The organism is Vibrio sp. ER1A (assembly GCF_000733315.1).
GTDB classification, from domain to species: Bacteria; Pseudomonadota; Gammaproteobacteria; order Enterobacterales; family Vibrionaceae; genus Vibrio; species Vibrio mediterranei.
The window spans coordinates 55,169-79,413 of the sequence record NZ_JPJA01000084.1 but is presented as its reverse complement, the minus strand read 5'-3'; the positions used below and the strand labels follow the sequence as shown (position 1 = coordinate 79,413).

Sequence of the window (24,245 nt, the reverse complement as noted above, 5' to 3'; positions counted from 1 at the left end):
TCAAGCTATTGATTGTAGATTTAGCTTAAGGTGATAAAATAGCGCCCAAATTTGCAACGCACGATGAAGCGCATCGTGCGACGTTGACAACAAGGTACATTCGATGACGGTTAAAACACGTTTTGCTCCTAGCCCTACAGGCTATCTTCATGTCGGTGGTGCACGTACTGCACTGTATTCTTGGCTATTTGCTAAAAACCAAGGCGGCGAATTCGTTCTTCGTATCGAAGACACCGATCTAGAGCGTAACTCGCAACAAGCAGTGGACGCGATCTTGGAAGGCATGCAGTGGATGGGTTTGGAATGGGACGAGGGTCCTTATTACCAATCTAAGCGTTTTGATCGATACAATGAAATGGTTGATAAGCTGCTTGCCGAAGACAAAGCATACAAATGTTATGCGCCGAAAGAGTTGCTAGAAGAGATTCGTGCAGAGCAAGAAGCGAACAAAGAAATTCCTCGCTATGATGCGAACCACCCTAAAATTGTTGCAGCGAACGCAGCAGCAAAAGAAGGTGACCCATGTGTTATTCGCTTCCGCAATCCGAAAGAGGGTAGCGTGGTGTTTGATGACCAAATCCGTGGTCGCATTGAAATCTCAAACAGCCAAATGGACGACCTGATTATTCGTCGTACCGATGGTGCGCCAACATATAACTTTGTGGTAGTGGTTGATGATTGGGATATGGGTATTACACATGTTGTTCGTGGTGAAGATCACATCAACAACACGCCTCGTCAGATCAATATCTATGAAGCTCTAGGTGCTCCAGTACCTACATTTGCACACTGTGCAATGATCCTAGGTGATGATGGTGCGAAACTGTCTAAGCGCCACGGCGCGGTTTCTGTGATGCAGTATCGTGATGAAGGCTACCTTCCGAATGCTTTGAACAACTACTTGGTGCGTCTAGGTTGGTCTCATGGTGACCAAGAAATCTTCTCACAAGAAGAGATGATCGAACTGTTCTCTTTGAATGCTATTTCAAAATCAGCATCTGCGTTCAATACTGACAAACTAAACTGGTTGAACAACCATTACATCAAGACATCTGAGCCAGAGTATGTGGCAAAGTATCTACAATGGCACCTTGATGAGCAAAAGCTAAACACAGAGAATGGTCCTGCTATCACAGAAGTCATTAAGCTAGTTGGTGAGCGTTGCAATACATTGGTTGAACTTGCACAGCAAATCCGTTACTTCTACGAAGATTTCTCTGAGTTCGAAGCTGGTGCTGCGAAGAAACATCTACGCGGTGTAGCTAAAGCGCCTTTAGAAGCTGCGCTAGCGAAAGTAGAAGCGTTGGAAGAGTGGACAACAGTAAATATTAAAGAGCAAGTCATTGCCGCGGTCTGTGAAGAATTAGAAATTGGTATGGGTAAAATCGGTATGCCACTTCGCGTAGCAGTAACAGGCGGTGGTCAATCTCCATCGGTTGATGCAGTTATGGAACTGGTTGGCAAAGAGCGTGTTATTGCTCGCATTAAGATGGCTTTAGCATTTATTGCTGAGCGTGAAGCGAACGCTTAATTACTCTTACTCGATGATATTGAAAAGGCCGCAATAAATATTGCGGCCTTTTTTTCATAAAAACAAAAAAAGCGACTCACAAGCCGCTTTTTATATGGAAGTAAGATTACTTCTCTAGATAGTCTCGAATGGATTTTTCTATACCCACCGCATCCAGTCCAAGCTCTGCGTGCAACTCATCTTGAGTGCCTTGAGCGACAAACCTGTCAGGAAGCCCTAGGTTTAGGACGGGCTTCATTAGTTTCTCACTCATCATGAACTCAATTACGCCAGCGCCAGCACCACCTGCAATAGCGTTTTCTTCTAGAGTAACTATGACGTCGTGACTATTGCAAAGCTCTCTAATTAGCGCTTCATCAAGCGGTTTAACAAAACGCATATCAGCGACGGTAGCATTGATGTTCTCCGCCGCGATAAGCGCATTATCTAAGAAAGTACCGAAGGATAATATCGCTACTTTTTCGCCTTCACGTACGATGCGACCTTTGCCGATTTCTAGAGCGGTAAATTCAGTTTCTGGTGTTGTTCCATTGCCCCCACCACGTGGGTAGCGCACGGCACTTGGACCATTGTGCATGTGACCAGTGTAGAGCATCTGGCGACATTCATTTTCATCACTTGGTGCCATGATGACCATGTTAGGGATGCAGCGCATAAAGCTTAAGTCGAAGGCACCTTGGTGAGTTTGACCATCAGCCCCGACTAATCCTGCTCGATCGATAGCAAACATTACCGGCAAATCCATAATAGCAACATCGTGGATCAGTTGGTCATAGCCGCGCTGTAAGAAAGTAGAGTAAATGGCAACGATTGGGCGGTTACCAGCAATAGCCATACCAGTGGCTAATGTCACGGCGTGCTGTTCTGCAATCGCGACATCGAAATATTGGCTCGGATACTCTTTCGAGAAACGTACCATGCCAGAGCCTTCACGCATGGCAGGGGTAATTGCCATTAATGAAGGGTCTTTGGCTGCCATATCACATAGGAAATCGCCAAAGATCTTTGAATAGGTTGGTTTGCTTGAGCTGCTTTTTGGCAGGCAGGAGTGAGAAGGATCGAACTTAGGTACGCCGTGGTAACCGATTGGATCTTTCTCAGCCGGTTCGTATCCTTTACCTTTCTTGGTCATAATGTGTAGGAACTGCGGGCCTTTAAGCTCACGCATGTTCTTTAACGTTTTAACCAGTTCATTGACATCATGACCATCAACTGGGCCGATGTAGTTGAAGCCTAGCTCTTCAAATAGCGTGCCCGGAACGATCATACCTTTTAAATGTTCTTCCGTACGACGAACCAGCTCTTTGATTGGTGGCAAACCTGATAGTGCTTTTTTTCCACCTTCACGAATCGAAGTGTACAAACTACCAGATAATACCTGAGCGAGGTGGTTGTTTAGAGCGCCAACGTTTTCCGAGATAGACATTTCGTTGTCATTGAGGATTACGAGCATATCAGGATGAACATCACCAGCATGGTTAAGCGCTTCAAACGCCATTCCCGCAGTAATGGCGCCATCGCCAATAACGCTGACCACTTTACGATCTTTGCCTTCTTTAGCCGCAGAAATAGCAATACCAAGTCCTGCACTGATAGATGTGGATGAATGGCCAACGGATAAAACGTCGTACTCACTTTCTTCACGCCAAGGGAACGGGTGAAGCCCATCTTTTTGACGAATGGTCGACATCTTTTCACGTCGACCCGTCAAAATTTTATGTGGATAAGCCTGATGGCCCACATCCCAAATCAATTGGTCGAAAGGCGTATTGTATACGTAATGTAGAGCGACAGTTAATTCAACCGTGCCTAAGCCAGAAGCCAAGTGTCCGCTTGACTGGCTCACAGAGTTTAACAAATACGTTCTTAGCTCCTCACAAAGCTTCGGAAGTGACTCTTTTGGCATCAAGCGAAGTTCTTCCGGTGTATTTGCTAATGTCAGTGTTGGATATTTTGAAATATCAAGTGTCATAGTGTTAGCGCTTTAATTCTGTTTAGTTGTTGCGCTCGATGACATATCGGGCGAAATCTTCGAGTAATTGAGTATTGTAGGGGATTGCCTCTAAAGCACAAAGCGCTTCTTCAAAAAGCTGCGCTGCTTTTTGCTGAGCCCCTTCTAATCCTAGCAAAGCAGGGTACGTGCTTTTGTTAAGTTCGACGTCTGAACCCTGAGGTTTGCCTAAGGTTTCCGTGTCACTGACAATATCTAAAATATCGTCTTGTACCTGAAACGCGAGTCCAACTGCATCAGCGTAATTTTCCAACTGAGGCAGGTATTGAACCCCTTTAGCCCCAGCTGCCAAAGCACCTAACTGAACAGCGCACTTAATCAATGCCCCTGTTTTATGACGATGTATACGCTCAAGCTCTTCCAGTGTCACATTGCGGTTCTCCGCTTCTAGATCGAGCGCTTGCCCAATACACATGCCAGCAGCACCTGAAGCGTGAGCAAGCTTTTGTACCATAGTAATACGTTGCTCATTGGCAAAGGATGCCAATTCACCTTCAGATAAAATGGTAAAGGCCAGCGTTTGTAGAGCATCACCAGTTAGAATAGCGGTCGCTTCATCGAATTGAATATGGCAAGTCGTTTGACCTCGACGGAGTTCGTCATCATCCATTGCAGGAAGATCGTCGTGGATCAACGAATAGGCATGGATACACTCAATAGCAGCGGCCGGAGTATCTAATTGTTCATTGTTGCAACCAAAAATCTGTCCGGTAGCATAAACAAGGAAAGGGCGAGCGCGTTTACCGCCAAGTAGCAAGGCATATCGCATTGCTTCTATTAATCTTTGCTCTTGGAAAGGGTAGTGGTCGAGCCAAGCGTCCAGTTGCTCGTTATTACGTTGTTGATAAGACTTTAAAGCCTCAATCATGGGGATACTCACTTTTGGTTCTATTCTGCTGACTGGGAGAAGTCATCAAGTTCTGCGTCGTCATCTTTGGCTAGCAGGATGCTGACTTTTTGTTCTGCTTCAGTAAGCTTATGTTGGCCAGCACGAGCTAAAGCGATACCACGTTCAAACTTCTTCAACGCGTCGTCTAATGCAAGGTCACCATTTTCTAGTTGTTCGACAAGCATATCAAGCTCATCCACTGTCGCTTCAAACGACATGTTCTCTGGTTTTTTCGTCGCCATAACTTACTTGTTTTATCAGAAATGTTCGAACGTTACATGAGCCTTAACGGATGGTCAAACTAATGGTGCTAAAAATGTAACCAAGATGCTTTCCACTTTTTGTTTCTGCTACAAATTTGTTCAACAGGATGGATATAGAAACTGTGGAAGATGTTGTTTTATGGTGATTTCTCGAATTGACTCAGACTCGAAGAAGAAGGAAAGGGGAATTTTGTGATTTTCAGGTCATAAATTACTTAAAGATATAGGCATGTGGTCGATAACCTGAATATAACGCGATAGACTCGTGCGGATATTCAGGTTCGTCAATGTCGATTGATGGCAATTATTTATGGAGTGTTGAGTGGATTTAGCAACGCTGATAGGCCTAATTGGTGGGGCCGCTTCGATCATTATGGCGATGGTGCTGGGTGGCAGCATCATGACTTACTACGATACCACGTCGGTATTCATCGTAATCGGTGGTTCGACATTTGTGGTGTTGATGAAGTTCACTCTGAGCCAGTTCTTTAGTGCAACGAAGATTGCGGGCAAAGCGTTCATGTTCAAAACCGATGAACCTGAAGACTTAATCGCGAAAATCGTCGAAATGGCGGATGCGGCACGTAAAGGTGGTTTCCTTGCGTTAGAGGAAATGGATATCCAGAACAGCTTTATGCAAAAAGGCATCGATCTTTTGGTTGATGGTCACGATGCAGAAGTCGTGCGTAACGCGATGCAAAAAGACATCGCATTAACCGATGAACGTCATGTGAAAGGAGCGGGCGTTTTTAAGGCATTTGGTGACGTCTCTCCTGCAATGGGAATGATCGGTACCCTTATCGGTTTGGTTGCGATGCTTTCTAACATGGACGATCCGAAGTCGATCGGCCCAGCAATGGCGGTGGCACTATTAACAACCTTGTATGGAGCCATTCTTTCCAACATGCTTTTCTTCCCGATTGCTGACAAGCTGACGTTGCGTCGCGAGCAAGAAAAACTCAATCGTCGTTTGATTATGGATGGTGTCTTGGCGATTCAAGATGGTCAAAACCCTCGCGTGATTGATGGCTATTTGAAAAACTACCTCAATGAAAGCAAGCGAGCCTTTGATTTGGACGGTGAGTAACATGCTGGTCTCACATATTAAATTGGTGTAGGAGGAGCTGTGGAAGAGGAACAAAAATGCGATTGTCCACCACCGGGTCTTCCCCAATGGATGGGCACATTTGCGGATTTGATGTCGCTACTCATGTGCTTCTTTGTACTTCTGTTGTCATTCTCAGAGATGGACGTACTAAAGTTCAAGCAGATCGCGGGCTCCATGAAGTTTGCCTTTGGGGTACAAAATCGCCTTGAGGTGAAAGATATCCCTAAGGGTACCAGCATCATCGCGCAAGAATTCCGACCAGGTCGCCCTGAGCCGACGCCAATTGATGTCATTATGCAGCAGACCATGGACATCACTCAGCAAACGCTGGAGTTTCATGAAGGTGAGTCGGATCGAGCTGGTGGTAATCAGCGAGACGATGGCAAAATGACAGGCGGTCAAACTGCGGATAGGTCTCAAAAGAACCAGATTGGCACGGCGTCAGCACAGAGCGAACAACAAAATGAAGATCTCGATAAGCTAGAGGAGATCATCAGGAAAGCGTTGCAGCAAGAGATTAATCAGGGAGCCGTTGAAGTGGACAATTTGGGACAACAACTGGTGATTCGAATTCAAGAAAAAGGCGCTTTCCCAGAGGGGTCGGCCTTCTTGCAGCCTAAATTTAGACCTCTTGTTCGTCAGGTTGCTGATTTAGTTAAGGATATACCTGGCCAAGTCCGTGTATCAGGGCATACGGATAACTTGCCTTTGGATTCTGAGCTGTACCGTTCTAATTGGGATTTATCGTCTCAGCGAGCCGTTTCTGTTGCCCAAGAGATGGAGAAAGTAAAAGGCTTCTCTCATCAAAGGTTGCGAGTGCTGGGAGTGGCTGATACCGAACCTTTGGGCCCGAATGATACTGAGCGACAGAGAGCGCGCAACCGCCGTGTTGAAATCAGTATTATGCAAGGGGAGCCAGTGTACACTGATGAGGTGTCTGCAGACGGTCAATAAAATGTGCACTATTACTATGAAACACCAGCGTTCAGCGCTGGTGTTTTTTATTGTGCTGAACGCTACAATTGCAACACTCGCATCTTAACTACGTAGAGTATATACTTGCGCCCCAAAATAGACGAATGCCCGCTCTAGTCTCAAACTTGGCACGATGAGTTGGGTGAGTTTGTACTACAGTTGATATTTGTTACCTATACTGTCGTGCTCAGACAGCATTGCAACGAGATGTGAAAAGACTATGAGATTTATCGTAAAGCCCCATCCAGAGATTTTTGTAAAAAGCGATTCAGTGCGTAAGCGCTTTACAAGAATCTTAGAGTGCAACCTGCGAATTATTATCCAGCGACGTACGGAATCTGTAGCGGTATATAACCGTCGTGACCACATTGAAGTGAATGCTAGCTCTGATAAATACTACAACGAGGTGTTGGAGATCCTAACTCACACCCCGGGTATCCATCATGTTCTTGAGGTTCAGCAATCTGATTTTGAAGATATGCACGATATCTACGAGCAGGTGTTGGAACTAAACGGCAGCCGTATCGAAAACAAAACTTTTGTTGTTCGAGCTAAGCGACGCGGCAAACACGACTTCACCTCAATCGAGCTTGAGCGCTATGTTGGCGGTGGCTTGAACCAAGCTGTCGAAAGTGCTCGTGTGAAACTGTCTAAGCCTGACGTAACAGTAAACATCGAAGTTGCGAACGATAAACTGAATCAAATCATCGCTCGCCATAAAGGGCTTGGTGGTTTCCCTCTTGGCACACAAGAAGATGTGCTGAGCTTGATTTCAGGCGGCTTTGATTCTGGTGTGTCAAGCTATCTGCATATTAAACGCGGTTCTAAAACGCATTACTGCTTCTTCAACTTAGGCGGCCCTGCTCACGAGATTGGCGTTAAGCAAGTTGCGCATTACTTATGGAACAAGTACGGCTCTTCGGCGAAAGTGAAATTCATCTCGGTGGACTTTGAACCGGTTGTTGCTGAAATTCTTGAAAAAGTAGAAGACGGCCAAATGGGCGTTATTCTTAAGCGTATGTTTATGCGTGCTGGTGGAATGCTTGCTGAAAAGTTTGGCATTGAAGCCTTGGTAACGGGTGAAGCACTCGGCCAGGTATCAAGCCAAACGCTGACTAATTTACGTCATATCGACGGTGTCACTGACACATTAATTCTTCGCCCTCTGATCAACTGGGATAAAGAAGACATTATCGACCTTGCTCGTGAAATTGGTACTGAAGATTTCGCTAAGACCATGCCTGAGTACTGCGGGGTGATTTCTCGTAAGCCAACTGTGAAGGCTGTGAAAACTAAGCTAGAAGCTGAAGAAGAGAAATTCGACTTTGGGATTCTTGAGCAAGTCGTGCGTGATGCGCGAATGATGGACATTCGTGATATCGAAAAAGAAAGTCAGGAGCAAGCGCCTGAAGTTGAGCAAGTTCAAGCAGTTGAAGAGCACGCTATCGTTTTAGATATTCGTAGCGCAGAAGAAGAGGAAGAGAGTCCGTTGGAACTCGATGGCGTTGAAGTTCAACACCTTCCATTCTTTAAGTTAGGAACCAAGTTTGGTGACTTAGACCAGTCGAAAACGTACCTGTTGTACTGTGATCGCGGCGTAATGAGTCGTCTTCAAGCTTTGTATTTGCAAGAACAAGGTTTTAACAATGTGAAGGTGTATCGCCCTTAGGGATCGTCTTTAAAGCGATAGACAAATCACAAGGTAAAAATGGGCGCTTTATTAGGGCCCATTTTTTATGCCCGTTAGTTATGGCTTTGTAGTTACATACTACTCTGCGGCCAGTCATCGGGAACAATAAACCAAAACTGACCAGTTTCAGACTGACAATGGATAAAGTGTTGTGGCAGTTCAGTCACTGGCACTTTGTTTTCGTTGTTGAATCCCGTTGCCCAAAGAGGTTTGGATAGTTGGTACAAAGGCTCCGTAACCCTTTCAAACTGACTTTGATAACACCAAAAACCAGTGACTCGCTCCGGATTGATCTTCAAACCTAGGCAATATTCTGGAACTGTAGTCTTTTCAAATGGGTTGACGTAAAGTCTGCCTTGCATCAGTAGGTGCTGAGAAATGTCATCAATGTTCGGATACAAAGCTTGAAACGCTTCTGTGCGAGTCATCATAAGTTGGTGTTCAAGCATGCGATGCAATTTCTTATCCAGGCGATCTTTGGCATTTGGTCCATACCAATAGCCGTCCTTGAGTAGATAGAACTTTATTGCCACTTCCCAATGCTCGATTTGCTCAGTGGCAAGGTTATCCAAAATAAAGTCGATAGCACCAATAGTTCGGTTATTTTGCTGCAACTGCAATTCTTCGCCTATAACTTGATATTCATGACTGGCGTCAAACTGTCGACGACACAGTTCCTGATACAAAAAACCGAGTCTAGGGTTGCCGTCATAGTCGCTGTTAACCTTAACATCTGAATCCATATTGACGCTGGGGAAGTAGGGCGAGATTCTGTGGTCATTCATCATTAGACTAGGACTAGTCCTTATCCAAGATAAGAATTCCTTTATAGTATTCATGCTCATGTGTTTGCGTTTTCCTTTCGACAACCCTAGATTAAATTGCTATAACCACGGAAATCAAGAAATTGCTCAGGAAGTGCTATGAATAACTTACAACTCGAAGCGGTGCTCAATGAAAAGTTGTCTCCTCAACTGATTAAAGACTATTGTCCAAATGGGCTACAAGTTGAAGGCGCTAGTGAAATAAATAAGGTAGTGACAGGTGTAACAGCCTCGCAAGCACTGATCGATTATGCGGTATCTGTTAATGCGGATGCTCTATTGGTTCATCATGGTTATTTCTGGAAAGGCGAACCTGAAGCCATTCGTGGTATGAAAGGTAAACGTATTCGCACCCTTATCAAAAATGATGTTAATTTGTATGGTTACCACTTACCTCTGGATATACACCCTGAACTTGGCAACAATGCGAGATTAGCTGAATTACTCGATATTGAAGTGATTGATGGACTAGAGGGGCACGCTCAGTCTGTAGCTATGTTTGGTAAACTGGCTCAACCGATGACTGGTGAAGCCTTCGCTCAGAAAGTTGCTCAGGTTCTCTCTAGAGAACCGCTTCACATTGCACCTGAACAAGCGGAGAAAATGATTGAAACGGTTGGCTGGTGCACCGGTGGTGGTCAGGACTATATTGAACTTGCTGCATCTAAAGGGCTCGATGCATTTATTTCAGGCGAGATCTCTGAGCGCACAACCTACACAGCCCGTGAATTGAACATCCACTATTTTGCGGCGGGCCACCATGCAACTGAAAGATATGGTATTAAGGCTCTGGGTGAGTGGTTGGCATCAGCGCATAGCCTTGATGTCGAGTTTATCGACATTGATAATCCAGTATAGATTTTCTTCAAATAAAAAGAGCAGCGTAAGCTGCTCTTTTGTTTTCAGATGTTGTGTCTGATTGATGTGCTCTGTTATTCACGCTCGTGAAGCGGTTTGAAATCACGCATTTCTTCACCAGTATAAAGCTGGCGAGGACGACCGATACGGTTGCCTGGATCGCTGTGCATTTCGTTCCAATGAGCAATCCAACCCACAGTACGAGACATCGCGAAGATAACCGTAAACATAGAAACAGGGATACCAATCGCTTTAAGGATAATACCTGAGTAGAAGTCTACGTTTGGATACAGTTTCTTCTCAACGAAGTACTCATCTGAAAGTGCTATACGCTCAAGTTCCATTGCCACGTCGAGTAGTGGATCTTTGATGTTTAGCTCTTTCAGTACTTCGTGACACGCTTCGCGCATTACTGTTGCACGTGGATCGTAGTTTTTATAAACACGGTGTCCAAAGCCCATTAGACGGAATGGGTCGTCTTTATCTTTCGCGCGCTCGATGAATTCAGGGATCTGATCAACAGAGCCGATTTCTTCAAGCATACGCAAACATGCTTCGTTGGCACCACCGTGAGCAGGGCCCCATAGTGATGCAATACCAGCTGCAATACACGCAAATGGGTTAGCACCCGATGAACCAGCAAGACGTACTGTAGAAGTCGAAGCATTTTGCTCGTGGTCTGCGTGCAGAGTGAAGATTTTATCCATCGCACGTGCAACGATAGGGTTCACTTCATACTCTTCACATGGGTTAGCAAACATCATGTGTAGGAAGTTTTCCGCATACGTTAGATCGTTACGAGGATAGATGAATGGTTGACCGATTGAGTACTTGTAACACATAGCTGCAAGTGTCGGCATCTTAGAAATCAAACGATAAGCCGCGATTTCACGGTGCGTATCATTATTAATATCTAAAGAATCGTGATAGAAGGCTGCAAGAGCACCTACAACACCGCACATAACCGCCATTGGGTGAGCATCGCGACGGAAACCGTGGAAGAAACTCGCGATTTGTTCGTGAACCATGGTGTGGCGTGTAACGATTTGTTTGAAACTCTCATATTCTTCTCGTGTAGGGGCTTCACCAACAAGAAGGATATAGCAAACTTCAAGGTAGTCTGCATTGTTAGCTAACTGATCGATTGGGAAGCCACGGTGCAGTAGTACACCTTTGCCGCCGTCGATATAAGTGATTTGAGATTCACAGGATGCAGTGGCAAGAAAACCTGGGTCAAAAGTAAAGTAACCATTGGCTCCAAGTTTACGAACGTCGACTACTTGTGGTCCGATAGAACCATCCATAATCGGCAGCTCGATTGGCGCTTGACCTTCAATATGAAGGGTCGCTTTCTTATCTGCCATAACAATCTCCTTTGTTTATTATTTAATCCGTCCAGGATGTTTGTGTGCCAATTTTTTACTTCGCTTCGCAGTTAAAGTCAATTTTTAAACGGTGATGTGTGCACTTGTTATGATTTTTTATAGAAAAATGGTTAAAAATCTGTTCTGTGTAGCATATTTTGTTACACCAATTGTATTAGAATGTTGCCAACCGTATAGTTGCGGTGAAATTGTTGGTCAAATCCTTATAAATTCTAGGGTACAAACCGAGGTGAGGTCGATTTGGATCTTAGTCTGTTAACATTATTGTTACAATTATCTCTCTTGTAACACGAATTTATTGTTAACTTTATGTTAACTTTTGAGGCTTACGGACCAAAATTTATTCATAACAATAAATGGCTCAATGGAGCTGAGTGAGCAAGCCCGTGAAAGAAAGAAAGTCCAGACCTGTTAATTTAGATTTGCAGACAATTCGCTTTCCGATCACCGCAATCGCTTCCATCCTGCACCGTGTGTCGGGTGTGATTACGTTTGTGTCGATCGGTATACTTCTTTGGTTACTATCCAAATCACTCTCTTCTCCGATTGGTTTCGCAGAAGCTGCTGACATCGTCGATGGTTTCTTCGTGAAATTTATCCTTTGGGGAATTTTGACGGCATTGGCGTACCACATTGTTGGTGGTGTGCGTCATTTGATTATGGACCTAGGCTATTTTGAGGAGCTCGAGTCGGGCACCAAAAGCGCTAAGGTTGCCTTCATCGTGACAGGTGTTCTGTCACTGCTGGCTGGAGTATTGGTATGGTAAACAACGTCTCAACATTTGGTCGTAATGGCGTACACGATTTCTTATTGATTCGTGCTACCGCTATCATTATGACGCTTTATACGATTTATCTCGTGAGCTTCTGCGCTTTTGCAGGAGACATTTCCTACGTATCTTGGACCAATTTCTTTGGTGGTACTTTCACTAAAGTCTTCACTATGTTGGCGCTAGCTTCAGTGCTTATTCATGCGTGGATTGGTCTATGGCAAGTTCTTACAGACTACATCAAATGTGCCAAGCTTCGTGGTGCACTGCAACTGACTTTCATCGCAGTGCTTCTTGGTTATTTCTTCTCTGGTTTCTTTATTCTGTGGGGTGCGTAAGTGTCTATTCCAGTTCGTGAGTTCGATGCCGTAGTAATCGGCGCTGGTGGTGCGGGCATGCGTGCCGCACTACAAATTTCAGAGCAAGGCCTATCATGTGCATTGCTATCCAAAGTATTTCCTACTCGTTCACATACAGTATCCGCTCAGGGTGGTATCACAGTAGCGCTAGGAAACTCTCATAAAGACAACTGGCAGTGGCATATGTATGACACTGTTAAAGGTTCTGACTACATTGGTGACCAAAACGCTATCGAGTATATGTGTAAGAATGGTCCTAAGTCTGTTATCGAACTAGAAAAAATGGGTCTACCGTTTTCTCGTTTTGAAGATGGCTCGATCTACCAACGTCCATTTGGTGGTCAGTCTAAAGAGTTTGGTGGCGAGCAGGCAGCACGTACTGCAGCTGCAGCTGACCGTACTGGTCATGCTTTGCTTCATACGCTTTATCAGCAAAACATTAAGCACAAGACCACAATTTTCTCAGAGTGGTATGCACTTGACCTAGTGAAAAACCAAGACGGTGCGATTCTTGGTTGTACTGCGTTATGTATGGAAACTGGTGAGATTTGTTACTTCAAGTCCAAAGCAACCATTCTAGCGACAGGCGGTGCAGGTCGAATCTACGCTTCTACTACCAATGCTCACATCAACACTGGTGATGGTGTCGGTATGGCGTTACGTGCAGGCGTTCCTATGCAAGACATGGAAATGTGGCAGTTCCACCCAACTGGTATCGCTGGCGCTGGTGTACTAGTAACAGAAGGTTGTCGTGGTGAAGGTGGCTATCTTCTTAATAAAGATGGCGAACGCTTCATGGAACGTTATGCACCAAATGCAAAAGACCTTGCAGGTCGTGATGTAGTTGCTCGTTCAATGATGATTGAAATTCGTGAAGGTCGCGGCTGCGATGGTCCATGGGGCCCACATATTAAACTGAAACTGGATCACCTAGGCAAAGACGTACTTGAGTCGCGTCTTCCAGGTATTTGTGAACTTTCTCGAACGTTTGCACACGTTGATCCAGTTAAAGAGCCAATCCCTGTTATTCCAACATGTCACTACATGATGGGTGGCGTACCAACGCAAGTTTCTGGTCAAGCTATTAAACAAGATGCTTCCGGAAACGACCTTGAAGTACAGGGCCTATTTGCTTGTGGTGAAATTGCTTCTGTATCGGTTCATGGCGCTAACCGTCTTGGTGGTAACTCACTGCTTGACCTTGTGGTATTTGGTCGTGCGACTGGTCTTCACCTTGGTGAAACTCTGGCCGCGCAAACAGAAGCTCGTCCAGCGACGGAATCAGACATTGAAGAGTCACTAGCACGTACTATGCGCTGGGAAAACAGCACTTCAGGTGAAGATCCTGTTCAAATTCGTAAAGATCTACAAACTTGTATGCAAAACAGCTTCTCGGTATTCCGTGAAGGTGATGCAATGGCAACAGGTCTAGAAGAGCTAAAAGTGATTCGTGAGCGCCTACAAAACGCACACCTTGCAGATAAGTCTTCAGAATTTAATACCCAACGCGTTGAGTGTTTAGAGCTTGATAACTTGATGGAAACGGCATTCTCTACAGCGGTTGCGGCGAACTATCGTACAGAAAGCCGCGGAGCACACGCTCGTTTTGACTATCCAGACCGTGATGACGAGCAATGGCTATGTCACTCTATCTACAACCCGGAAACTGAACAGATGACGAAACGTGATGTCAACATGACACCAGTTCATCGTGAAGCTTTCCCACCGAAAGCACGTACGTACTAGAGGGAGGACCAGACTATGAAACTTAATTTCTCTCTATACCGTTACAATCCGGATGTAGACAATAAGCCTTACATGAAGGCATACACGCTTGAAGTCGATGAAGGCTCTGACATGATGGTGTTAGATGCTCTGATTCTTCTGAAAGAGCAAGACCCAACGCTATCATTCCGTCGTTCTTGTCGTGAAGGTGTTTGTGGCTCTGATGGCCTAAACATGAATGGCAAAAATGGCCTGGCTTGTATCACGCCACTGTCAGCTCTGGAAGGGAACGAGATCGTAATTCGACCACTTCCTGGATTACCTGTAGTTCGTGACTTGATTGTCGACATGACTCAGTTTTATGATAACTACGCGAAAGTTAAGCCGTTTCTTATTTCGGATGGCAATTTGCCACCTTCGCGTGAAAATCTGCAAATGCCAGAAGAGCGAGCGCATTTGGATGGATTGTATGAGTGCATTATGTGTGCATGTTGTACGACATCTTGCCCGTCATTCTGGTGGAATCCAGATAAATTCATCGGACCAGCAGGTCTACTTGCCGCGTACCGTTGGTTGATTGACAGCCGCGATACAGCAACAGATGAACGCTTATCAAATCTTGACGATGCATTTAGCGTTTTCCGTTGTCATGGCATCATGAACTGTGTCAGTGTATGTCCTAAAGGATTAAACCCGACAAAAGCAATTGGCCACATCAAGTCAATGCTTGTGAATCGTTCGGTGTAACAAATAAAAAAATTGCCGGCTCGACCTTTTGGAAGAGCCGGCTTCTAATAGCTCGGCGTAGACCGAAGCATACGTGAAAACTACTACTGGTTAAGGGAAAATATGCACAATGGTGTGATGAAGGCATGGCTCGAGTCTTCACACTTGGCAGGCGCCAATGCAACGTACGTAGAAGACCTCTACGAACTGTATCTAAGTGATCCCGATCAGGTAAGTGAGGAGTGGAGACGTGTTTTTGAAGGGTTGCCTGTGCAACCTGACGATGTGGTTGAACAACCGCATTCACGTGTCCGTGATTACTTCCGACGACTCGCTCAAGAAACAAAGCATTCAAGTGTTCAAGTAAGTGACCCCGAGGTCGATGCTAAACAAGTAAAAGTACTGCAGCTAATCAACGCTTACCGCTTCCGCGGTCACCAAGCTGCTAACCTAGATCCGCTGGGTTTATGGAAACGTCCGATTGTTGAAGAGCTGGAACCTGCTTTCCACTCTCTTACTGAAGACGATTTAGATGAGACATTTAATGTTGGCTCTTTTGCTATTGGGCAAGAAAGCATGACATTACGTGATCTTCATAAGGCGCTGCAAAAAACCTATTGTGGCTCCGTTGGTGCAGAATACATGCACATGACCAACACCGCACAAAAACGTTGGATCCAGCAGCGTTTAGAATCAGTAGTCGGTCAACCCTCCTTTGATATTGAACATAAACACACTTTCCTTGAAGAACTGACTGCTGCGGAAGGGCTTGAGCGCTATTTAGGTGCCAAATTCCCAGGTGCAAAGCGTTTCTCTCTAGAAGGTGGCGACGCCCTTATTCCAATGACTAAAGAACTTATCCGCCATGCTGGTAGCAAGGGGATGCGTGAAGTTGTGATTGGTATGGCGCACCGTGGTCGTTTGAACATGCTGGTCAACGTCTTGGGTAAGAAGCCACAAGACCTATTTGATGAGTTTGCGGGTAAGCATGACGAAACATGGGGTACTGGTGATGTTAAGTACCACCAAGGTTTCTCTGCTGACTTTGCAACGCCTGGTGGAGATGTGCATTTAGCTCTAGCATTTAACCCATCTCACCTTGAGATCGTTAACCCAGTAGTTATTGGTTCTGTGCGTGCTCGTCAAGATCGCTTAGGCGACAAAGATGGTCGTTCGGTACTGCCGATTACCATCCACGGTGACTCTGCAATCGCGGGTCAAGGTGTGGTTGCTGAAACGTTCAACATGTCTCAAGCACGAGGCTTCCGAGTCGGTGGTACGGTTCGCATTGTTGTGAATAACCAAGTCGGCTTTACTACTTCAAACCCACATGACATGCGTTCTACGATGTACTGTACTGATATCTCTAAGATGGTACAGGCACCGATATTCCATGTTAATGCTGATGATCCTGAAGCCGTTGCATTTGTTACTCAAATCGCATTGGACTTCAGAAATGAATTTGCTAAAGATGTGGTCATTGACTTAGTTTGCTATCGTCGCCACGGCCATAACGAAGCAGATGAACCAAATGCTACTCAGCCATTGATGTACCAAAAAATCAAGAAGCACCCAACTCCACGTAAGTTGTATGCCGATGTGCTAATCGAGCGTGAAGAGAGTGATATTGAAACTGCGACTCAAATGATCAATGAATATCGTGATGCGTTGGATAGAGGCGAAGTGGTATGTAAAGAATGGCGTCCAATGGCTCTGCACTCAGTAGATTGGTCTCCATATATGGACCGAGAGTGGGACGAAAAATGGGCAAGTGAAGTGAAGACAGAACGTCTTGTTGAGCTTGGCCAACGTCTTGGACAGTATCCAGATAGCCATAAACTGCAAAGCCGAGTCAATAAGCTCTACAACGATCGCGCTGCTATGATGAGCGGTGAGAAAATGATCGATTGGGGTATGGCTGAAACACTGGCGTACGCCACACTTCTGGATGATGGAAAACGTATTCGTATTTCTGGTCAAGACTCAGGTCGAGGGACCTTCTTCCACAGACATTCGGTTTTGCATAATCAAGATGATGCAAGTACCTATATTCCTCTAGCTAACCTGCACGACAAACAGGGACCTTTCCAAGTTTTTGACTCCGTGCTCTCTGAAGAAGCGGTACTGGCGTTTGAATACGGTTATGCTACAGCGGAACCAAGCGGTCTAACCATTTGGGAAGCGCAGTTTGGTGATTTCGCTAACGGTGCACAAGTTGTCATCGATCAGTTCATATCTTCTGGTGAACAAAAGTGGGGGCGTTTGTGTGGCCTGACTATGCTATTGCCACACGGTTATGAAGGCCAAGGCCCAGAACACTCTTCGGCAAGACTGGAGCGCTACTTACAGCTTTGTGCTGAACAAAACATGCAAGTGGTAATCCCATCTACGCCAGCCCAGGTGTATCACATGATTCGTCGTCAAGTGGTTCGCCCGATGCGTAGACCGCTTATCGTTATGTCGCCAAAATCGCTACTAAGACATCCACTGTGTACTTCAACTATTGAAGAGCTTGCACAAGGTACGTTTGAACCTGCGATCGGGGAAATTGACGATATTGCTCCAGAGAACGTGAAACGTGTCGTTTTCTGTTCAGGTAAGGTTTACTTTGACTTACTTGAGCAGCGTCGTAACAACGACCAAGATGACGTTGCTATCGTTCGTATTGAGCAGTTGTATCCATTCCCAATGGATGACGTAAGAGCGAAGATTGCTGCTTATACCAATGCGAAAGACTTTGTGTGGTGTCAAGAAGAGCCTCAAAACCAAGGCGCTTGGTATTCGAGCCAACATAACTTCCGTGCGGCAATCCCTGTAGGAGCAGAGCTGAGCTATGCTGGCCGACCAGCATCAGCATCTCCGGCAGTAGGTTATATGTCAGTACACTTAAAACAACAGAAAGCGTTAATTTCAGACGCGTTGACTCTAGATTAAGAACTAGAAGTAAAAGGAAGACACAGATATGACAATTGAAATTCTGGTTCCAGACTTACCTGAATCAGTTGCAGACGCGACAGTCGCAACTTGGCATAAAAAACCAGGCGAAGCGGTAGCGCGTGATGAAGTTATCGTTGATATCGAAACCGATAAAGTAGTTCTAGAAGTACCGGCTCCTGATGCGGGTGTTCTAGAGGAAATTATTGAAGAAGAAGGTGCAACGGTACTTTCTAAACAACTAATCGCTAAGCTTAAGCCAGGCGCTGTCGCGGGTGAACCAACTAGCGACACGACTGACTCTACAGAAGCTTCTCCAGATAAGCGCCATAAAGCGTCACTAACAGAAGAGTCTAATGATGCATTGAGCCCAGCGGTTCGTCGCTTATTGGCCGAGAATGATTTGACGGCAAACGATGTGACAGGTACTGGTGTTGGTGGTCGTATCACACGTGAAGATATTGAAGCGCACCTAGCGGCGGCCAAAGCGGCACCTAAAGCGGAAGCTGAAGTAGCTGTGGCTCCTGTGCTTGCTCGTAGCCAGAAGCGTGTTCCGATGACGCGCCTACGTAAGCGTGTTGCTGAGCGTTTGCTAGAAGCTAAGAACAGTACGGCGATGCTGACAACATTTAACGAAGTGAACATGAAACCTATCATGGACCTTCGTAAGCAGTACAAAGACCAATTCGAAGAGCGTCATGGTACACGTTTAGGTTTCATGTCTTTCTATGTGAAGGCAGTAACGGAAGCATTGAAGCGTTACCCTGAAGTAAACGCGTCGATTGATGGCGATGATATTGTGTATCACAACTACTTTGACATCAGCATGGCCGTCTCCACTCCTCGTGGGTTGGTTACGCCAGTACTTAAAGATTGTGACACTTTAGGATTTGCTGACATCGAGAAAGGTATCAAAGAGCTAGCGATTAAAGGTCGTGATGGTAAGTTAACTGTTGAAGAGTTGACAGGTGGTAACTTTACTATCACAAACGGTGGTGTCTTTGGTTCTCTTATGTCTACGCCGATCATCAACCCTCCTCAGGCTGCTATCTTGGGTATGCACAAAATCCAAGATCGCCCAATGGCGGTGGACGGCAAAGTAGAAATTTTGCCGATGATGTACCTAGCTCTGTCTTATGATCACCGTTTAATCGATGGTCGTGAATCCGTAGGCTTCTTGGTAACCATCAAGGAACTACTGGAAGATCCAGCACGCTTGCTACTTGATGTGTAATTAAGCGTTGTTTTTGTTTTGGACGTATAGACGTCTAAAATAAAAGGAGCTAGACTTGCTCACGTCTAGCTCCTTAGTAAGCCCTTAAGGCGACTCTAACGAGTACTCCTACAGACGTATAACCGATACCGGTTTTATGGAAATAAAAAATCCCTCAGGGATATAACAAATGGAATCGCACAATGAATTTGCATGAATATCAAGCCAAACAGCTGTTTGCAGAATTCGGATTGCCTGTACCAGAAGGCTACGCATGTGACACCCCACAAGAAGCGTTCGAAGCCGCTGGTCGTATCAGTACTGAAAAGAAAGTAGTCAAATGTCAGGTTCACGCTGGTGGTCGCGGTAAAGCGGGCGGCGTTGAACTTCACGATACCAAAGACGGTGTTAAAGAGTTTGCTCAAAAGTGGCTAGGCAAAAACCTAGTGACTTACCAAACAGACGCCAATGGTCAGCCAGTTACAAAAATCCTAGTAGAAGAAGCATCAAATATTGCTAACGAGCTGTACCTTGGTGCAGTCGTTGATCGCGCTTCTCGTCGTATCGTTTTCATGGCATCAACAGAAGGTGGTGTGGAAATTGAGAAGGTAGCAGAAGAGACACCTGAGCTGATTCATAAAGCAGCGATTGATCCATTGGTTGGCCCTCAAGCTTACCAAGGCCGCGAGCTTGCATTTAAGCTGGGCCTTGAAGGCGACCAAATCAAACAATTTGTGAAGATCTTTATGGGTCTTGGCAACATGTTTGCACAGTACGATCTTGCGCTGCTGGAAATTAACCCTCTTGTTATTACTGGTGAAGGCAACCTACTGTGCCTAGACGGTAAGATCAATATCGATTCAAACGCGCTTTACCGCCAACCTAAGCTTCGTGAAATGCACGATCCTTCACAAGAAGACGAGCGCGAAGCACATGCCGCACAGTGGGAGCTAAACTACGTTGCTCTTGATGGAAGCATCGGTTGTATGGTTAACGGTGCAGGCCTAGCGATGGGTACTATGGACATCGTAAACCTTCATGGCGGTCAACCTGCAAACTTCCTAGATGTTGGTGGCGGCGCGACAAAAGAGCGTGTTACAGAAGCATTCAAAATCATCCTATCTGACAGCAATGTAAAAGCTGTATTGGTAAATATCTTCGGCGGCATTGTACGTTGTGATCTAATTGCAGACGGTATCATCGGTGCGGTTGAAGAAGTAGGTGTTGAAGTCCCTGTAGTTGTTCGACTTGAAGGTAACAATGCGCCTCTAGGTTCGAAGAAACTGGCAGAAAGTGGTCTTAATATCATTGCTGCAAACTCGCTAACAGAAGCAGCGGAAAAAGTAGTTGCTGCAGCGGAGGGCAAATAATGTCTGTACTAATTAATAAAGATACAAAAGTTATCTGCCAAGGTTTCACTGGTGGTCAAGGTACGTTCCACTCAGAGCAAGCGATTGAATACGGCACACAGATGGTTGGTGGTGTATCTCCTGGTAAAGGTGGTCAAACTCACTTAGGTCTACCTGTATTTAACACTGTGCGTGAAGCTGTTGAAGAAACGGGTGCAACAGCATCTGTGATCTACGTTCCTGCACCATTCTGTAAAGATGCGATCCTTGAAGCCATCGATGCGGGTATTAAGCTTATCGTGACTATTACAGAAGGCATTCCGACACTTGACCTCCTTGATGTAAAAGTACGTCTCGATGAAGCTGGCGTGGTAATGATTGGTCCAAACTGCCCAGGTGTTATCACTCCTGATGAGTGCAAAATTGGTATCATGCCTGGTCACATCCACAAGAAAGGCAAAGTGGGTATCGTTTCTCGTTCAGGAACACTGACGTATGAAGCGGTAAAACAGACGACTGATGAAGGCTTTGGTCAGTCTACCTGTGTCGGTATCGGTGGTGACCCAATCCCTGGTTCTAACTTTATCGACATTCTTAAGCTGTTTGAACAAGATCCAGAGACTGAAGCGATCGTAATGATCGGTGAAATTGGTGGTACGGCAGAAGAAGAAGCGGCGGCGTTTATCAAAGATAACGTCACGAAGCCAGTAGTGTCTTACATTGCAGGTGTTACAGCTCCTCCAGGTAAACGTATGGGCCATGCTGGTGCGATTATCTCTGGTGGTAAAGGTACCGCTGAAGACAAGTTTGCAGCATTAGAAGCTGCAGGCGTTAAAACGGTTAAGAGCCTAGCCGATATCGGTAAAGGTCTGCGTGAAATTACTGGTTGGTAATTCTACGTATAAAAAAAGCCCCTGCCTTGAAAAAGGCAGGGGCTTTTTTGTGCAAGAGCTTATATTGTAATCGACAGATTAGGCTCTCGATGGAACGAACTGCGCCAACAAGAAAAAACTCGCGGCACTGATGACCACCGATGGGCCTGCCGGCGTGTCATAAAACCAAGATAAACTCAGACCACAAAATACTGAGATGATGCCAATAAATGAGGCGGTTATTGCCATCTGCTCGGGTGTTACGGTAAATTTTCTCGCTGTCGCAGCGGGTATGATCAATAGTGAAGTCATGATTAACGCGCCAACGAACTTCATACCTATTGCGATAACTAAACCCACCATCAACATAATGATAAGACGCATTAGGTCGACATTGACACCTTCTACTGCGGCCAGATCTTCATTTACTGTCGTAGAGAGTAGTGGTCGCCAAAAGACAAACAGCAAGGCGCCTATGACCGCCACACCAGCATAGATATACATTAAATCAGTTGGTGATACTGCGAGCAAATCACCAAACAAATAACTCATTAAGTCTACTCGAATGTTATCCAAGAAGCTGACGGCAACCAAACCTAACGATAATGCACTGTGCGCGAGAATACCGAGCAGTGTGTCAGTGGCGACCAGTCGTTGTTTTTGCAAGGTCACTAAGATGATAGCTAATGCCATGCAGCAGACCGTCAGAGCTAAATAGAGATTGATATCTAGTAGGAAACCCAATGCGAGCCCCATAAGTGAAGCATGGGCTAGTGTATCGCCAAAATAGGCCATGCGACGCCAAACTACAAATGAACCAAGAGGCCCAGCAATTAAAGCAATACCTATACCTGCGAAAATAGAAGGTAGTAAGAACTCAATCATGATGTATGTCCGTGGTTGTGGTGAGCACATTGTGAAGCGTTACCCTTTACAGGCTCACCGGATAAATCATGATGATGGTGGGTGTGCTGATGTTGATAAAAAGCCAGTGTCTCTTTAGTCGCACTACCAAACAGAGCGATATACGATGGGTGTTGCGTAATGGTTTGCGGGCTGCCTTGGCAGCAAATATGGTGATGCAAACAGATAACGTCGTCGGACTTTGCCATAACGAGATGCAAGTCATGAGAGACCATAAAAACCGCGCAGCCAAAACGGTGACGCAATGTATCTATGAGTTCATACAGGTCAATCTGACCTTGAACATCGACGCCTTGCGCTGGCTCATCTAAAACGAGCAAGTCAGGTCTTTGTAATAGAGCGCGAGCTAGTAAGACACGTTGATTCTCACCGCCGGACAATTGATGCATATTGCTTTTCATTAAGTGCTCTGCACCAACAAGTTTGAGAGCATCTTGTCTTTCTTGCGCGCTGTATTTTCCGGCAAGTGCAAGAAAGCGTTCCACGTTAAGTGGAAGGGTGTCATTTAATTTAAGTTTCTGAGGGACGTAACCAATTCTAAGCTTTTTGGCACGGGTTATGTTTCCCTGAAAGCGAGTTTGCAAGCCAAGTAACACTTTGACTAGTGTGGACTTACCGGCACCGTTTGGGCCAATAAGCGTTAAAATTTGGCCTTTATTTATTGTGAGGTTTATATCGTCCAAAACCTTACGTTTACTGAACTCAACGGTTACACCGCTCAGCTTTATCAGTTCAGTCATGAATAGAACTCATTTGCAATTGCTTATTGTTATAATGTAACATTTCGAATCATCACACGCTAGTAGACAATTAGAGGGCACATGTACCGTTACATTCCGATCTTGGCACTTACTACACTGCTTCCATATAAATCGCAAGCATTTGAAGTACTTAATAGTATAAAACCGTTCGAGATGATTTCCCATGAACTGATTCTGGATGACCAAACGGCTTCTTCGTTGTTAAGCGCAAGCGCCTCACCTCATGATTATGCCCTAAAGCCCTCTGATGTGAAAAAACTACAAAGTAGTGAACTGGTCATTTGGTTTGGCAGCGACCTAGAGAGTTTTCTTGAGAAGTCTCTTGAGGGGAAAAATAACGTGCTGGAAATTCAAACTGTTCCTGGCTTAGCGTTGAGAGAATATGGCGATGACGATGGTCATGATCACGGTCATGAAGGACACAACCACGGTAGCTACGACCCTCACGTATGGTTAGGACCTGCACAGTCGCGACAGGTCGCAAAAGCTATTACTGCGAAATTGATAGAGCTAGATCCTAAAAACGAAGCGGGTTATTTGGCAAAGCTCAAAGCATTTGAGGCTAACTTAGATGCAACGGAACAGAAGATACAACAGCAGCTCAAACCGATTCAGTCGGAAGGGTATTATGTTTTCCACGATGCTTATGGCTACTTCGAAAGTTACTTCGACTTGAACAATCTAGGCCACTTTACGGTGAGCCCAGAACGCAAGCCTGGAGCAAAAACACTGATCTCGATTAAAACCACGCTTCGCGAGCAAAATGTGAAGTGCGTTTTTGCTGAACCGCAATATACACCTGCCGTGATTCAATCGGTTACTCGGGGCACCAATACTTCCATCGGAACTCTAGACCCACTGGGGACCGATATTAAAGTGGCAGATGGTAGCTATTTCACTTTTCTTGAGTCAATCTCGACCAATATCGTTGATTGCATGACGCAATAATTGATCTGTGCCAGATTAATCCTACTTGATACTTGAGGTGTTGGTCGTTTTCTGAATTTTTCTGATGACGACCACCACCGTTAGCGTGATCCAACAATCATTTATATGAGTGAAGTCACACAATTACTTT

21 protein-coding genes are annotated in these 24,245 nt (G+C 45.3%); 14 read left to right on the top strand and 7 right to left on the bottom strand.

The window, feature by feature from the left end; genetic code table 11:
• Positions 1-103: 103 nt before the first annotated feature.
• Positions 104-1,531 (top strand): glutamate--tRNA ligase, encoded by a 1,428-nt coding sequence (gene gltX / locus HW45_RS05280; protein WP_038225397.1) that lies wholly within the window; start codon positions 104-106, stop codon positions 1,529-1,531.
• Between the two features lie 106 nt (positions 1,532-1,637).
• On the opposite strand, the gene dxs is transcribed toward gltX, so the two are convergent.
• The 3 genes from dxs to xseB are packed head-to-tail and all read right to left on the bottom strand — an operon-like array spanning position 1,638 to position 4,673.
• Positions 1,638-3,503 (bottom strand): 1-deoxy-D-xylulose-5-phosphate synthase, encoded by a 1,866-nt coding sequence (gene dxs / locus HW45_RS05275; RefSeq protein ID WP_038225396.1) that lies wholly within the window; start codon positions 3,501-3,503, stop codon positions 1,638-1,640.
• A gap of 22 nt (positions 3,504-3,525) precedes the next feature.
• A complete protein-coding gene (gene ispA / locus HW45_RS05270; RefSeq protein ID WP_038225395.1) occupies positions 3,526-4,410 on the bottom strand; it encodes a (2E,6E)-farnesyl diphosphate synthase in 885 nt (294 codons plus the stop codon).
• A 20-nt stretch (positions 4,411-4,430) separates the two neighbouring features.
• The gene (gene xseB, locus HW45_RS05265) at positions 4,431-4,673 is read right to left on the bottom strand and encodes an exodeoxyribonuclease VII small subunit (protein ID WP_006074254.1); all 243 of its coding nucleotides are present in this window, start codon (positions 4,671-4,673) and stop codon (positions 4,431-4,433) included.
• 343 nt (positions 4,674-5,016) lie between these two features.
• Between xseB and pomA the strand changes: the two genes are divergently transcribed.
• The 3 genes from pomA (at position 5,017) to thiI (ending at position 8,446) form a co-directional block, all read left to right on the top strand.
• Positions 5,017-5,781, top strand: a complete 765-nt coding sequence (pomA, locus tag HW45_RS05260; protein ID WP_031493735.1) for a flagellar motor protein PomA — start codon at positions 5,017-5,019, stop codon at positions 5,779-5,781.
• 39 nt (positions 5,782-5,820) lie between these two features.
• Positions 5,821-6,756, top strand: coding sequence for a flagellar motor protein MotB (locus HW45_RS05255; protein WP_038225394.1), 936 nt, complete (start codon positions 5,821-5,823; stop codon positions 6,754-6,756).
• A gap of 241 nt (positions 6,757-6,997) precedes the next feature.
• On the top strand, positions 6,998-8,446 hold the full coding sequence (gene thiI, locus HW45_RS05250; protein ID WP_038225393.1) for a tRNA uracil 4-sulfurtransferase ThiI: 1,449 nt from the start codon (positions 6,998-7,000) through the stop codon (positions 8,444-8,446).
• A gap of 92 nt (positions 8,447-8,538) precedes the next feature.
• On the opposite strand, the gene HW45_RS05245 is transcribed toward thiI, so the two are convergent.
• On the bottom strand, positions 8,539-9,306 hold the full coding sequence (locus HW45_RS05245) for a DUF1853 family protein (protein ID WP_038225569.1): 768 nt from the start codon (positions 9,304-9,306) through the stop codon (positions 8,539-8,541).
• 84 nt (positions 9,307-9,390) lie between these two features.
• Between HW45_RS05245 and HW45_RS05240 the strand changes: the two genes are divergently transcribed.
• Positions 9,391-10,149 carry a Nif3-like dinuclear metal center hexameric protein gene (locus tag HW45_RS05240; protein WP_038225392.1) on the top strand — a complete coding sequence of 253 codons (759 nt, stop codon included), beginning with the start codon at positions 9,391-9,393 and terminating at the stop codon, positions 10,147-10,149.
• Between the two features lie 74 nt (positions 10,150-10,223).
• On the opposite strand, the gene HW45_RS05235 is transcribed toward HW45_RS05240, so the two are convergent.
• Positions 10,224-11,513: a citrate synthase gene (locus HW45_RS05235; protein ID WP_006074261.1), complete on the bottom strand. Its 1,290-nt coding sequence runs from the start codon at positions 11,511-11,513 to the stop codon at positions 10,224-10,226.
• Between the two features lie 395 nt (positions 11,514-11,908).
• Between HW45_RS05235 and sdhC the strand changes: the two genes are divergently transcribed.
• The 8 genes from sdhC (at position 11,909) to sucD (ending at position 21,503) form a co-directional block, all read left to right on the top strand.
• Positions 11,909-12,301, top strand: coding sequence for a succinate dehydrogenase cytochrome b556 subunit (sdhC, locus tag HW45_RS05230; RefSeq protein WP_038222929.1), 393 nt, complete (start codon positions 11,909-11,911; stop codon positions 12,299-12,301).
• Complete coding sequence (gene sdhD / locus HW45_RS05225) at positions 12,295-12,642, top strand: succinate dehydrogenase, hydrophobic membrane anchor protein (protein WP_006074263.1); 348 nt, start codon at positions 12,295-12,297, stop codon at positions 12,640-12,642. Before sdhC ends, sdhD begins: the two co-directional genes overlap by 7 nt.
• Positions 12,643-14,409: a succinate dehydrogenase flavoprotein subunit gene (gene sdhA, locus HW45_RS05220; protein ID WP_038225391.1), complete on the top strand. Its 1,767-nt coding sequence runs from the start codon at positions 12,643-12,645 to the stop codon at positions 14,407-14,409.
• A 15-nt stretch (positions 14,410-14,424) separates the two neighbouring features.
• Positions 14,425-15,135, top strand: a complete 711-nt coding sequence (locus tag HW45_RS05215) for a succinate dehydrogenase iron-sulfur subunit (RefSeq protein WP_006074265.1) — start codon at positions 14,425-14,427, stop codon at positions 15,133-15,135.
• 102 nt (positions 15,136-15,237) lie between these two features.
• Entirely contained in the window at positions 15,238-18,048 is a 2,811-nt protein-coding gene (sucA, locus tag HW45_RS05210) for a 2-oxoglutarate dehydrogenase E1 component (protein WP_038225390.1), read from the top strand.
• A 28-nt stretch (positions 18,049-18,076) separates the two neighbouring features.
• The gene (gene odhB / locus HW45_RS05205) at positions 18,077-19,282 is read left to right on the top strand and encodes a 2-oxoglutarate dehydrogenase complex dihydrolipoyllysine-residue succinyltransferase (protein ID WP_006074267.1); all 1,206 of its coding nucleotides are present in this window, start codon (positions 18,077-18,079) and stop codon (positions 19,280-19,282) included.
• 182 nt (positions 19,283-19,464) lie between these two features.
• Positions 19,465-20,631: an ADP-forming succinate--CoA ligase subunit beta gene (sucC, locus tag HW45_RS05200; protein ID WP_038225388.1), complete on the top strand. Its 1,167-nt coding sequence runs from the start codon at positions 19,465-19,467 to the stop codon at positions 20,629-20,631.
• Positions 20,631-21,503 (top strand): succinate--CoA ligase subunit alpha, encoded by an 873-nt coding sequence (gene sucD, locus HW45_RS05195; RefSeq protein WP_006074269.1) that lies wholly within the window; start codon positions 20,631-20,633, stop codon positions 21,501-21,503. The genes sucC and sucD overlap by 1 nt, the downstream gene beginning before the upstream one ends.
• A gap of 78 nt (positions 21,504-21,581) precedes the next feature.
• On the opposite strand, the gene znuB is transcribed toward sucD, so the two are convergent.
• Both znuB and znuC read right to left on the bottom strand, forming a co-directional pair.
• A complete protein-coding gene (gene znuB / locus HW45_RS05190; RefSeq protein ID WP_038225387.1) occupies positions 21,582-22,367 on the bottom strand; it encodes a zinc ABC transporter permease subunit ZnuB in 786 nt (261 codons plus the stop codon).
• The gene (gene znuC, locus HW45_RS05185; protein WP_006074271.1) at positions 22,364-23,146 is read right to left on the bottom strand and encodes a zinc ABC transporter ATP-binding protein ZnuC; all 783 of its coding nucleotides are present in this window, start codon (positions 23,144-23,146) and stop codon (positions 22,364-22,366) included. Before znuC ends, znuB begins: the two co-directional genes overlap by 4 nt.
• Before the next feature lie 81 nt (positions 23,147-23,227).
• Here znuC and znuA point away from each other — a divergent pair, with 81 nt between their 5' ends.
• A complete protein-coding gene (znuA, locus tag HW45_RS05180; protein WP_038225386.1) occupies positions 23,228-24,115 on the top strand; it encodes a zinc ABC transporter substrate-binding protein ZnuA in 888 nt (295 codons plus the stop codon).
• Positions 24,116-24,245 lie beyond the last annotated feature (130 nt).

What these genes read in the sequence shown, in the direction of transcription:
- gltX (WP_038225397.1), top strand. Translation starts at nt 104, where the DNA reads ATGACGGTTAAAACACGTTTTGCTCCTAGCCCTACAGGCTATCTTCAT.
- dxs (WP_038225396.1), bottom strand. Translation starts at nt 3,503, where the DNA reads ATGACACTTGATATTTCAAAATATCCAACACTGACATTAGCAAATACA.
- ispA (WP_038225395.1), bottom strand. Translation starts at nt 4,410, where the DNA reads ATGATTGAGGCTTTAAAGTCTTATCAACAACGTAATAACGAGCAACTG.
- xseB (WP_006074254.1), bottom strand. Translation starts at nt 4,673, where the DNA reads ATGGCGACGAAAAAACCAGAGAACATGTCGTTTGAAGCGACAGTGGAT.
- thiI (WP_038225393.1), top strand. Translation starts at nt 6,998, where the DNA reads ATGAGATTTATCGTAAAGCCCCATCCAGAGATTTTTGTAAAAAGCGAT.
- HW45_RS05245 (WP_038225569.1), bottom strand. Translation starts at nt 9,306, where the DNA reads ATGAATACTATAAAGGAATTCTTATCTTGGATAAGGACTAGTCCTAGT.
- HW45_RS05240 (WP_038225392.1), top strand. Translation starts at nt 9,391, where the DNA reads ATGAATAACTTACAACTCGAAGCGGTGCTCAATGAAAAGTTGTCTCCT.
- HW45_RS05235 (WP_006074261.1), bottom strand. Translation starts at nt 11,513, where the DNA reads ATGGCAGATAAGAAAGCGACCCTTCATATTGAAGGTCAAGCGCCAATC.
- sdhD (WP_006074263.1), top strand. Translation starts at nt 12,295, where the DNA reads ATGGTAAACAACGTCTCAACATTTGGTCGTAATGGCGTACACGATTTC.
- HW45_RS05215 (WP_006074265.1), top strand. Translation starts at nt 14,425, where the DNA reads ATGAAACTTAATTTCTCTCTATACCGTTACAATCCGGATGTAGACAAT.
- sucA (WP_038225390.1), top strand. Translation starts at nt 15,238, where the DNA reads ATGCACAATGGTGTGATGAAGGCATGGCTCGAGTCTTCACACTTGGCA.
- odhB (WP_006074267.1), top strand. Translation starts at nt 18,077, where the DNA reads ATGACAATTGAAATTCTGGTTCCAGACTTACCTGAATCAGTTGCAGAC.
- sucC (WP_038225388.1), top strand. Translation starts at nt 19,465, where the DNA reads ATGAATTTGCATGAATATCAAGCCAAACAGCTGTTTGCAGAATTCGGA.
- sucD (WP_006074269.1), top strand. Translation starts at nt 20,631, where the DNA reads ATGTCTGTACTAATTAATAAAGATACAAAAGTTATCTGCCAAGGTTTC.
- znuB (WP_038225387.1), bottom strand. Translation starts at nt 22,367, where the DNA reads ATGATTGAGTTCTTACTACCTTCTATTTTCGCAGGTATAGGTATTGCT.
- znuC (WP_006074271.1), bottom strand. Translation starts at nt 23,146, where the DNA reads ATGACTGAACTGATAAAGCTGAGCGGTGTAACCGTTGAGTTCAGTAAA.
- znuA (WP_038225386.1), top strand. Translation starts at nt 23,228, where the DNA reads ATGTACCGTTACATTCCGATCTTGGCACTTACTACACTGCTTCCATAT.